The 11,821-nt window shown below is 69.5% G+C and carries 11 protein-coding genes; all 11 read right to left on the minus strand.

Annotation, left to right across the window (positions count from 1 at the left end; all coding sequences use genetic code 11):
- Positions 1-36: 36 nt before the first annotated feature.
- Positions 37-1,227: a chorismate synthase gene (gene aroC, locus ACXJKF_RS14985; RefSeq protein ID WP_456788504.1), complete on the minus strand. Its 1,191-nt coding sequence runs from the start codon at positions 1,225-1,227 to the stop codon at positions 37-39.
- An 8-nt stretch (positions 1,228-1,235) separates the two neighbouring features.
- Positions 1,236-2,015 (minus strand): hypothetical protein, encoded by a 780-nt coding sequence (locus ACXJKF_RS14990; protein WP_456788505.1) that lies wholly within the window; start codon positions 2,013-2,015, stop codon positions 1,236-1,238.
- Position 2,016: 1 nt separating this feature from the next.
- Entirely contained in the window at positions 2,017-2,715 is a 699-nt protein-coding gene (locus ACXJKF_RS14995) for a PilN domain-containing protein (RefSeq protein WP_456788506.1), read from the minus strand.
- Complete coding sequence (gene pilM / locus ACXJKF_RS15000; protein ID WP_456788507.1) at positions 2,712-3,779, minus strand: type IV pilus assembly protein PilM; 1,068 nt, start codon at positions 3,777-3,779, stop codon at positions 2,712-2,714. The genes ACXJKF_RS14995 and pilM overlap by 4 nt, the downstream gene beginning before the upstream one ends.
- 98 nt (positions 3,780-3,877) lie before the next feature.
- Complete coding sequence (locus ACXJKF_RS15005) at positions 3,878-4,669, minus strand: prepilin peptidase (protein ID WP_456788508.1); 792 nt, start codon at positions 4,667-4,669, stop codon at positions 3,878-3,880.
- A 5-nt stretch (positions 4,670-4,674) separates the two neighbouring features.
- Complete coding sequence (locus tag ACXJKF_RS15010; protein ID WP_456788516.1) at positions 4,675-6,555, minus strand: hypothetical protein; 1,881 nt, start codon at positions 6,553-6,555, stop codon at positions 4,675-4,677.
- Positions 6,555-7,286, minus strand: a complete 732-nt coding sequence (locus ACXJKF_RS15015) for a PulJ/GspJ family protein (protein WP_456788509.1) — start codon at positions 7,284-7,286, stop codon at positions 6,555-6,557. The genes ACXJKF_RS15010 and ACXJKF_RS15015 overlap by 1 nt, the downstream gene beginning before the upstream one ends.
- Before the next feature lies 1 nt (position 7,287).
- Complete coding sequence (locus ACXJKF_RS15020) at positions 7,288-8,661, minus strand: type IV pilus modification PilV family protein (protein WP_456788510.1); 1,374 nt, start codon at positions 8,659-8,661, stop codon at positions 7,288-7,290.
- A gap of 49 nt (positions 8,662-8,710) precedes the next feature.
- Positions 8,711-9,112, minus strand: a complete 402-nt coding sequence (locus tag ACXJKF_RS15025) for a prepilin-type N-terminal cleavage/methylation domain-containing protein (RefSeq protein WP_456788511.1) — start codon at positions 9,110-9,112, stop codon at positions 8,711-8,713.
- Between the two features lie 251 nt (positions 9,113-9,363).
- Complete coding sequence (locus ACXJKF_RS15030) at positions 9,364-10,590, minus strand: type II secretion system F family protein (protein WP_456788512.1); 1,227 nt, start codon at positions 10,588-10,590, stop codon at positions 9,364-9,366.
- On the minus strand, positions 10,590-11,821 hold a 1,232-nt coding region (locus ACXJKF_RS15035), incomplete at its 5' end, for a type IV pilus twitching motility protein PilT (protein WP_456788513.1). The genes ACXJKF_RS15030 and ACXJKF_RS15035, both read right to left, overlap by 1 nt.

The raw sequence follows: 11,821 nt of genomic DNA on the forward strand, positions 1-11,821 counted from the left end.
CCCTGGGGGCCGGGCCTTCGCCGTGGAGCCGTGCGGTCAGCTGAGCAGGTCCGGGATCGCGGCGACGTACGCCTCGAGGTTGCGCCGGACCTCGGGGACCGAGTCTCCCCCGGTCTTGGCGAGCAGCGCGTCCGCCAGCACGAGCGCGACCATCGCCTCGGCGACGACGGCCGCCGGCGGGACGGCACACACGTCGGAGCGCTGGTGCTGCGCCTTGGTGGCCTCGCCCGTCGCCGTGTCGACCGTGTCGAGCGCGCGCGGCACCGTCGAGATCGGCTTCATGGCCGCCCGCACGCGCAGGACCTCACCGTTGGTCATGCCGCCCTCCACGCCACCCGCCCGGTTGGTGCGACGCACGATGCGCCCGGACGCGTCACGCTCGATCTCGTCGTGCGCCTGCGAGCCGCGCCGGGCCGCGGTGCGGAACCCGTCGCCCACCTCGACCCCCTTGATCGCCTGGATCCCCATGAGCGCGGCGGCGAGCTGGGCGTCGAGCCGCCGGTCGGAGTGCACGTACGAGCCCAGGCCGGACGGCAGGCCGTAGGCGAGCACCTCGACGACGCCGCCGAGGGTGTCGCCGTCCTTGTGGCACTCGTCGATCTCGGCGACCATCGCGGCCGAGGTGGCCGCGTCGAAGCAGCGCACCGGGTCGGCGTCCAGCGCGGCGGTGTCGTCCGGCGTCGGCTGCGCCGCTTCGTCGGGCGCGAACACGGGACCGATGCTCACGAYGTGCGAGACGAGGCGGATGCCGGCGGCCTGCTCGAGGAACCGTGCCGCGACGGTGCCGAGCGCCACCCGGGTCGCGGTCTCCCGGGCGCTGGCGCGCTCGAGCACCGGCCGGGCGTCGTCGAAGCCGTACTTGCGCATCCCGACGAGGTCGGCGTGCCCGGGGCGCGGCCGCGTGAGCGGGGCGTTCCGCGCCCGCAGCAGCACGTCGGGGTCCTCCACGGGGTCCGACGACATCACGTCGACCCACTTGGGCCACTCGGTGTTCCCGATCTCGATCGCGACGGGTCCGCCCTGCGAGAGACCGTGCCGCACACCGGCGAGGACGCGGACGGCATCCTGCTCGAACTTCATGCGCGCACCGCGGCCGTAGCCGAGACGGCGCCGGGCGAGGGCGTCCTGGATGTCGGAGCTCTGCACCTCGACGCCGGCCGGGAGGCCCTCGAGGATGCCGACGAGCGCCGGGCCATGGGACTCACCGGAGGTCAACCAACGCAGCATGAAGCGCATCATTCCATGGTGTGGTCATGACGAAGGGCCGGGTCCGCCTGGTGGCCGGTGCCGGTCGGTGCGGAGGCCGCCGTCGGCTTCAGCACGTAGATGTACCCGCTGATGGTGAGCTCGACGTCGCCGACCTTGGTGGCCGGCCGGCCACCGGACGCCTCCGCGTCGCCCTGCCCCGTCCCGCGGAGCGCGGTGACCAGGAAGAGCCGCTGCCCCTGGGCCTGCAGGCTCGACAGGAAGGTGGTCGCGTTCGCCACCCCGCCCAGGACCGTGATGTCCACGGGCACGGCCACGAAGCCCTCGATGGGCGCCGGGCCGGTCGGGGCCGCCGGCTCGACGACCTCGCCGTCCGCAGGTGCGGGCGTGGCCTCGGCCTCGCCGCCCTCGGTGGTCTCGGCCGGGTCCACGACGACGGGCTCGGGCTGCGTCAGCACGGGCGCCACGTCGGTMGGCACGCCGGGGACGACGGAGACCACGGTGAGGCCCGCTGCGAGGCCGAGCGCGTCGATCTGACGGGTGTACCCGGTCAGGTCGGCCTCGGTCGGGATCTCGACCTGGGCCGCTGCCAGCTCGGCCTTGTACTCGTCGAGGTGCTCGAACTGCTTCTTCAGCGTGGCCAGCTGCAGCCGCAGCTGGTCGTTGCGCGCCTCGGCGGACTCCGCGTCGGCCGTCGCGACGGATGCCGAGTCGAGCGTCGGCGAGATGGCGACGAACCAGCCGCCGACCATGATCAGCACTGCGACGACGACCGCGCCGCCGATCCAGGTGGAGGTCTTCCCACCCATGTCACTCACCTTCCGAGCTGAAGCGGTTGCTGTACGCGGTCTCGTTGACCTGGACGGTCCCGGTGATCTCGTAGTAGACGTTCTTCTCGTCGTCCTCGGCGATCGTGGCCTCGGACACCCACGCGTCCCCGAACCCGGGGACCGAGTTCAGGCCGTCGATCCACGCCGCCGTGTCCGGGAGCGTCTTGCTGTGGGCGGTGAACGCCAGACGGGAGACGCTCGGTGCCTGCAGCGGGTCCGTCGCGACCTCCGGGGCCAGCATCGGCGTCGCGCCGGACATCTCGAACGACGTGAGCTTCACGTCGGCCGGCATCACGGCGAAGACCGCGAAGATGTAGGGCGTCCACTCGACATCGGTCGAGAAGCCGAGCTCCTGGGCCTCGGTCGCACGCTGGAGCTCCCCGAGCACCTGCGGGACCTCCGCGTACTTGGCCTGCTGCTGCGTGAGCTGCGCGGTCTCGGCCTGGGCGTCCGACAGCCGCGAGTTGGCGAGGCCGAGCTGGGCGAGCGCTCCGACGTACGCCACGACGACCACGAGGAGCACGGCAATGAGCCCGAAGGCGAGGAGCCGCTTCGTCCGGCCGAGTGCGCGTCGCKCACGGATGCCGGGAGGCAGGAGGTTGACCTGCGCCAGAGCGTTGGGGTTGGTCACCGACCCCTTGGCCGCCGGCTTGGCGGTCCGTTCGAGCAGGGATGTCATGCTGCCACTCCGAACGCGAGGCCCAGCGGGATCGCCAGGAGGTGCTGGTTGTCGTGGTGCCCGTGCTCGAGACCGGCTCCGGGAGCCACCCGCAGGGTGCTGAGCGGCTGGCMGACGGTCACCGGGACGCGGCACGCGCTCGAGAGGTACTGCCCGAGACCGGGAAGCTGCGAGCCGCCGCCCGTGAGGACGACGACCTCGGCCGACGAGCCCGGGTTGCTGCTCGCGTAGTAGACGAACGTGTTGCGGATCGCCTCGATGAGCGAGGTCGTGACCGTACGGATCGCCTCGACGCCGCGCTCGAGCTCGGGGCCGACCGCGTAGCCGATCCCGATCTGCCGCTTGGCCACCTCGGCGTCGGCCATCGTGATGCCGAGTGCACCGGCGACGGCCTCGGTCACGTCCTGGCCGCCCGAGGGCAGCATGCGGATCAGGCGCGGCTGACCGCCGGCCACGATCACGACGGTGGTCACGCGGGCGCCCACGTCGACGAGGGCGAACTCGCGACCCGCCAGCTCCCCACGCGCCATGACCCGGGTCAGGGCGAGCGCCCCGAGGTCGACCATCATCGGCCGCAGACCCGCGGCCTCGACGGCCTCGGTGTTGGCGTGCACGGTGTCCTTGGTGGCGGCGACGAGCAGCCCGCGCAGCATCCGGCCGTGCTCGCCGTCGAACGACCCCGTCGGCACGTAGTCCAGGACGGCGTCCTCGATGGCCACCGGGAGCATGTCCTGCACCTGGTACGGCAGCGACGACCKGATCTGCGCGATGGGCATCCACGGCAGGTCCAGGTCACGCACGATCACGCGCTGGTTGCCCACGCCGAGGACGACGTTCTTGTGGCTGAACTTGTGCTGGGACCAGAGACGGCGGATCGCGGTGGCCACGGTGGACGACTCGGCGACCTCGCCGTCGCGGATCGCGCCGGGTGGCAGCGCCACCTCGCCGTACCGAACGACGGTCGGCTGCGCGGTGCGCGCAGGGCCGCCGCTGCCGAACTCGACCTCAGCAGCACGCACATGCGTGGTGCCGATGTCGAGTCCGATGACTCTCGACTTGGCCACGTGACTTTCCCTTCGACCGTGAGCAATGACTCCGAATGGACTATCGGCCGTGCCGGTCCATGTCTTGAGGCCGAGGGCACCGACGAAATCGGTGCAGATCAGAGCATCAGGTCGAGATACGCCTGGAAGATCTGCTCGCCCCACACGATGCCGACGGCGGCGCCGAGCAGCATCCAGGGGCCGAAGGGGATGCCGGTCTTGCGCCCGGCGCGACGCAGCAGCAGGAGGCCGACCGAGAAGACCCCGCCGAGGACGAACGCCGCGAAGGAGCCGACGGCCAGGGCGCCCCAGCCGACCCACCCGAGGTAGAGGCCGAGCACGCCGGCGAGCTTGACGTCGCCGAAGCCCATCCCCTTCGGGTAGGCGAAGACCACGACGAAGTAGAACGTCCACAGGACGGCGCAGCCGATGCCCGCGCGGGCCAGGGCCCACCAGTCGCCGGAGCCCCAGGACGCCAACGCGAGCAGCACGGTTGCGACGACGTACGACGGCAGGACGATCTTGTCCGGCAGCGTCTTGGTGTCGATGTCGATCAGCGCGAGCGCCACCGACACGGCTGTCAGGTACAGGAACGCGGGCAGCGACCAGACGGCCGGCGCGTCGAACCCGATCCCGATCGTCACCAGGACGAAGAGCACCCCGGTGGCCAGCTCCACGAGCGGGTACCGGGACGAGATCGGCGACGAGCAGTCCCGGCAGCGGCCCCGCAGCAGCAGCCACGACACCAGCGGCACGTTGTCCCGGGCCCGGATCGCGTGCCCGCACGTCGGGCACGCGCTGGGTGGGTGGCTGATCGACTCGCCCCTCGGGACACGCCAGATGACGACGTTGAGGAACGAGCCGACCGCCAGCCCGAGCAGGCCGACGAGGGCATAGAGCACGACAGTCACGAGGGTTACCGGTACGTCCCGTCCGCGCCGAACACCGGCGCAATCTCGACCCAGACGTTGACACCGTAGGTGGTCGAGGTCGGGGACAGGAACTTCGGCGGAGCCACGTAGCTGAAGCGCTTGTCGTACTTGTACGCCTTCAGGTACCCGGTGGACACCGTGGCGCCGCTACCGGTACCGACGGTCCCACGGAACTTCTGGGCGATGGCGCCGTTGACCGTCAGGGTGCCGCGCGGGACGCCGCGGTCGTAGTTCTGCACCATGAACGTGTGCGCGACCGACAGGATGGCGGCGTCGATGCGACGGTCGGTGTCGGTGGCCAGCTCGGTGCCCGAGGCGGTGAACGTCCGACCGGTGCAGTTGAACCGGGACCCGGACGCGACGCACGTGTACCCGACGGCCACGAGCGCGTCCTTCTGCGACGTGGTGCGGTCGGTGAGGGTTGTCGCCGCCGAGGCGGTCTGCTTCTCCGGCTTCCACACCCACACGGCGTTCTGGCCGACGAGCCCGAGGATGTCGTCCTCGGAGTTGTCGTAGATGATGTCGTTCGTGATGTAGATGTAGTTCTCCGCTGCGAGCGTCGCCTTGGCGTTCACGACGCCCTCGACGAAGAGGTCGCCGTTGCGGCACCCGTACACGCTGGCGTTGGCGACGTACTCGCCGGCCGCCGGGTAACCCACCGGGTTCCCGGCCGCGTTGCGGATGTTCGTGCCGGTCGGCGCGTGGCTCTCCGCGAGGCACACCGGTGTGCCGGACGCACCGGGCGCCCAGTAGTTCGCGTCGGTGGTCAGCGACGGCACGTTCTGCACGTACACGACGTTGTTGTCCGGCGCGTTGATCTCCTGGCCGGTGGACGAGCCGAGGCCCGTCGCGCCCGGCGTGCCGCAGCCGGAGTTGTTGGTGCCGGAGACCGGGCTGGTCCACTTGGTCCACGGGGACTTGACCTGCATCTTGCCGTTCGCCTTGAGCACGATCGACGTCGGGCCGGTGTAGAGGCAGCCGGGCCGCGGGACGTCGAGCGGGAGGTCCGGTCGCGTTTCCTTCTTCAGCTCGGTGTTCGTCGCCGGCATCGCGAGGATGGGCTCGTACACCGGCTTGCCCGCGGGCATCGCCGGGAAGGACGGGGTGCCCGTGCCGAAGTAGTTCAGGCCGGTCGTCGGGTTGTACGACGTCGTCGTCCAGCCCTTGAACGTCGGCGTCCCGTCGATCTGGAACGCGTCGTTGGTGTGCAGCGGACCGTCGATGACGTCACCGGTGCGGAAGTTGATCGCGCCGCAGCCCGACGGCGGGCTGGCGGTGCTGCGTCCGGCGTAGCGGTAGATCTCGCACGTCCCGGTGGCACCCGAGATGACCGGGTCGATGATCTCGTAGTTGGTGAAGTACAGGAAGTCGATGAAGCCGCGCTGGCGCAGGTCGGCGACCAGCGAGCGCGTCTCGCCACCGGCCCGGCCGGTGGCGCGCAGGCGCAAGGTGCCCGACGCGTAGTACTTCGAGTTGTCCACCTCGTAGCGGAACTGGGCGGCGCCGCCGGAGCCGGCGATGTTCGCCCAGCTCCCGGACGCACCGACACCGAACGCCGGGTTGGTGGACGCCCCGGTCGGCAGGTGCACGACGCTCGCGGACGCGAAGGTCGCCGCCGGGTTGCCGTAGACGAAGTAGCCGGGGTCGTTGGCCAACCGGCTCTGGTACTCCTCCACCCCGGCGTAGGCGGCCGCCATGGCCGCGTTCCAGTCCTGGTCGCTGCGGGCCTTGCGCTGGGAGCCGACGGCGTAGGACACGGCGGAGATCGCGAGCAGCGCGAGCACCATCGAGACGCCGATGACCATGATGAGGGCCATGCCCTCGTCCCGACGCGGGCCGATCCGGGCCGCGAGAATGCGACGCATCACCTGGACGCTCCTACTCGATCGATACCGCGGTTCGGCAGGCCGACCTGGTTGGTCAGCAGCACGGGGGCCGCCCGGCCGGTGATGTCCGCCTGGACCTGCAGGCGGACCTCGACCAGGGCGATGGTCTTGAGGACGTTCACGTCGGTGATGCCCGTGGAGGGCACGCTKATGACGTTGCAGTCGGGCAGGGTCGCAGCGCAGACGGCCGCGGTGCGGTAGGTGAACAGCCACGGCTCGGTGGCGGCCCGCGTGACGATCTTGCTCGCGATCCGCCGGTTCGAGGCGACCGCGGTCGAGAAGGTCCAGTACGGGTCCGACGCCGCGACCGAGTTCCAGCGCGTCTCCATCAGCTGACGCTGGCTGTTCACGGCGAACTGGATCTTGACCGGCTTCGGGACCGACGCGGTCGTGTCCAGGAACCCGTGCATGATCAGGCTCTCGCGCCCGGCGAAGAGGAAGACCGGCGTGTTGTCGGCGTTGCCGGTGCGACGGATCTCGGTGCCGGAACGCAGCACACGCGTCAGCTCGGACATGCCGATCGCGGCGACGTTCGTGCTCTCCGACGCGCTGCGGTCCTTGGTCATCGACCGCGCGAACGTCGAGAACAGCGTCACGACGAGGATGCTGATGACGCTCATGAGCGCCATCGTCACGATCAGCTCGGGGAGGCTGAAACCGGCCTCCGCGCGCTGCGTCGGGGAGCTCAGGCGTGCGCGGATCCGGCGCATGTCACGGTCCTTCCCAGAGCGGCGAACGGGGGTCGAGCTCGACGGTGGAGTCGGGGTGGATCGCGCCGCCCGTGACCGGGACGACCTGGGCGCTCGTGATCGCCGTCGTCTGCGTGGTGCTGTTCCCGCGGTAGAGCTTCCAGAACCCGTACGGCAACGCGATCGTGGCGTTCCCCGAGGCGTTGAGCACGGCGGACGAGAAGGTCAGCGGCGTCCCCGTGGGGCACCCCGCCGCGTCGGAGCTGGTCGGCGCATCCACCGGGACGGCCTTGACGAACCCGTTCGTCACGCTGAGCGGACCCACCGCAAGGTTGACGATCCCCATCGGCACATCGACGGTCACGGCACCACCGGGCGACGCCGCGGCCTCGGGCTGCCGCACCCCACCCGCCCAGTTGGCCGGGTCGGCGGGGCCGTTGTTGAGGGTCGCCAGGCTGCACGTCCCGGCAAAGATGGAGTAGCCCGAGCTGATCGGGAACATGCTGTAGGTGCGCGGCGTGCCCGTGCCCGACGAGACGACGGGGTTCTTCGGTCCGTAGGTGCTGTCGAAGGTGGCGGGCATGGACGCGGCCGGCACGCTCGGCGCCAGGGGTGCGACGTTCGTGCCGAACCGCAGCGTGTAGGTGGCCGCCCGGTCGTAGGCGAACGCGGCGGATGCGGTGGCGTTCGCCGCGACGCTCAGCATCACGGACGGCGACGTCGCCTGGTTGATGTCGACGTACCCGGCCCGGGAGATCGTCACCTTGTAGTACCCGGGCGGGGCCTTCAGCACGTACGCGCAGCCCTCGGCGTCGGTGGTGACCGCCGGCAGTGCTGCGCCGACGGCGACACCGGCCATGGTGGTCGGCTGGGCGACGACGGACACGCCCTGCGATCCCAGGCCCTCGCCGTTGAGGACCGAGATGAGCAGTGTCGAGCGGGTCGGGTCGTTGATGCGGTCCTTGGCGTCCAGGACGGTGTCGGCGCGCACCGGCTCGGTGCCGTCGCGCATGCCGTCCCAGGTGATCGTGATGTTCACGCGCTTGTAGCGCAGGGCGCCGCCGCCGGCGCCGCACTCGAACTCGAGGTCGGGGTCCGAGACCCAGGACGTCTCGCGGTCGACGTGGAACGTGTCCCCGTTCAGGTCCCGCGTGTAGCTCTTGTCCTGCAGCTCGAAGATGCTCTTCTCCTCGCGCGTGCGGTCGATGTCCTCCGCGGCGAGGTTGGCCGCCACCTGGCGAGCGCGGGAGTCCCGGCCCAGCGACAGGACGGACAGCATGGTGAAGATGAGACCGGTGCTGACGATGGCGAAGATCAGCATCGCCATGAGCACCTCGACAAGGCTCACGCCGTCTTCGTCCCGCGCCTGCGCGAGCCGCTCGCGGAGTGTGCGCACGGTGGTGCTCCTCTCGTCTCTCTCCTACCGGGGTACTACAGGAGCGTCATCAGCTCTCGGCGATGACACCCGTCGCGCTGTCGTACGTCCAGGTGCGACCGTCCAGGTTGGCGTTGACGCCGCTCAGGACGTAGGTCTCGACGTCGGCCGACGTGATCGAGACGGTGACGTCCTCGGTCGGGTTGAAGCCGTTGGTGTCGAGGTCACCGGTCGTCATGCCGTCGTACGAGCCGTTGTTGTCGACGGCGAACGACTCGGCCGCGATGGCGGCGTTCTTCAGGTCGGACTCGACCTGCGAGACCCAGGCCTTCTGGCGCTGGTTCAGGAACGCCGGGATGGCGATCGCGGCGAGGATGCCGATGATGATGATGACGACGAGGAGCTCGATGAGCGTGAAGCCCTTCTCCCCATTGGCGCGCTTGTCCATCGTCTTCTGAATACGAGCGATCACGGTGAAGCCCCTTTTCGATGTCGTGGGTCAGTGCCGGTCGCCCGGCATTCGGTGCTGCGTCACGTTCATCGGGCGCCTCGGGGGTGCCCTTGAGGCATTTCCGGGAACTCTTTCGTGGTGTCACCCGTTCGCACCAGTCGGCGTCCCGTGCCTGGTCACAGGCATGCGTCGGCATGCGTCGGCATGCGTCAGCCCGGTGACCGGAATGTCCGGTCACCGGGCCGAAGGGTGCGAAAAGCCGCGTGAAAAGGTCAGCCGACGAGCTCGAAGATCGAGAAGATCGGCATGTAGAGCGCGATGATCATGCCGCCGATGATCGTGCCGAGGATGGCGATCATGAGGGGCTCGATCAAGGACGTGAGCTGCTCGGTCGTGGCCGTGACCTCCTCGTCGTAGAACTCGGAGATCTTCTCCAGCATGGTCTCCAGCGCACCGGCGTCCTCACCGGTGGAGATCATCTGCACGACCATGGGCGGGAAGACGGCATGGTTGGCCAGCGGCGCGGACAGCGACTGCCCGGTGCGCACGCTCTCCTGCACGTCCTTCACGGCGAGCTCGATGACGTAGTTGCCGCTCGTCTCTCCCACGATGTCCAACGCCTGCAGGATGGGCACGCCGGCCCCCAGCATGGTGCCGAAGTTGCGGGTGAACCGCGCGATGGCGACCTTCTTGAACAGCGGCCCGAAGATCGGGATCTTCAGGGTGAGAGGCTGCACGAACGCACGGACCGCGCGGTCGTTCTTGTGCCGCTTCCACCAGATGCTGAAGACGACGACGACGATGACGAGGATCGGGGCGAGGAACTTCATCAACCCGGAGAGCATGACCAGGATCTGCGTCGGCCAGGGCAGCTCACCGCCCAGGTCCTCGAACATCTTCTGGAACACCGGGACGATGAACAGCAGCATGCCGACGACCGCGAGGATCGCCATGCAGAACACCATGACGGGGTAGGTCATCGCGGACTTGATCTGCGCCCGCAGCTTGACCTCGCTCTCGTAGTTCTCCGCCACGGAGACGAGGGCCTTCTCGAGGAAGCCACCGACCTCGCCGGCGCGGATCATGTTGACCATCAGCGGCGGGAAGATCTGCATGTGCCGGCCGAGCGACTCGGACAGCGACCCACCGGTCTCGACGTCGTTGCGGGTCTGTGCCAGCACCTTGGCCAGCGGCTTGCTCTCGGTCTGGTCCGCCAGGATCGACAGCGTCCGCAGCAGGGACAGACCGGCCGAGATCATGGTGGCCATCTGGCGCGCCATGACCGCGAGGTCCTTGAGCGTCACGCGGTCGGAGAAGCCCGGGATGTTGATCTCGGTCTGCAGTCCCCCGCCGACGACCTCCTTGATCATCAGCGGAGCGACGCCCATCGCCCGCAGGCGGTTGGCGACGGCTGCCTCGTTCTGGGCGTCGATCCGCCCCTTGACGATCTTGCCGTTCTTGTCGCTCAGCGAGTACTCGTACGTCCTGGTGATCGCCATCAGCGCATCCCGTTCCCCGCGGGCGAGTAGCCCATCGCGCCCGAGTTCAGCGTGGACGCGCCCTGGTTGGTGCGGGCGGTCCGGCCGACGAGCTTGTTGAAGTCCTCGACGTGGTGGCACTTCTCCACGCCGACCTCGTACGTGATGGTGCCCTTCTTGACCAGGTCGGCCAGGTGCTGGTCCATCGTGTACATCCCGTGGTCGGCACCCGCCTGCATGGCGGAGTAGATCTGGTGCGTCTTGCCCTCGCGGATGAGGTTGCGGATGGCGGGCGTCGCCACCATCACCTCCGTCGCGACCGCTCGTCCGGTGCCGTTCGCCTTCTTGCACAGCGTCTGGCAGACGACACCCTGGATCGCGGACGCGAGCTGGGTGCGCACCTGGCTCTGCTGCTCGGCGGGGAACACGTCGATGACACGGTCGATCGTCTGCGCCGCGTCCTGCGTGTGCAGGGTCGCGAAGACCAGGTGACCGGTCTCGGCGGCGGTGAGCGCGACCGAGATGGTCTCCAGGTCACGCATCTCGCCGACGAGGATGATGTCGGGGTCCTGGCGCAGGACGTGCTTGAGGGCGTTGGCGAACGAGTGGGTGTCCGCCCCGACCTCGCGCTGGTTGATCAGCGACTTCTTGTGCCGGTGCAGGAACTCGATGGGGTCCTCGACCGTCATGATGTGGTCCGCGCGGGTGCGGTTGGCCAGGTCGATGACCGCGGCGAGCGTGGTCGACTTGCCCGAGCCCGTGGGACCGGTGACCAGGACGAGCCCACGCGGCAGCCCGGCGAAGCTGGACACGACCGGCGGGACGCCGAGGTCCTCGAGCGGCTTGATCTCGTACGGGATCACGCGGAAGGCGGCGCCGATCGACTCGCGCTGCTGGTACAGGTTGACGCGGAACCGCGCCTTGCCGCGCACGGCGTACGCGAAGTCCAGCTCGAGGTTGGTCTCGAACGTCTCCCGCTGACGCTGCGTGAGGATCGAGTAGATGCTGCGGCGCAGACCGTCGGGCCGGATGCTCTCGAACCCGTCGAGCGGCTTGAGCGCGCCGTGCGAGCGGATCATCGGCGGCGACCCGACCGTGAGGTGCAGGTCGGAGGCACCTGCGTCGATCATCGCGATGAGCGCGCTGTCGAGCTGGATGTCACCCTCCTGCTGCTCCTGACCCAGGCCGGACCGTGCGGCACGGTCCCGCGCGGGTGCGGCGGCGCGGGCCGCGGGGCGGGCCGGCTCGGCTG

It is taken from the genome of Cellulomonas sp. P5_C5 (assembly GCF_054049655.1).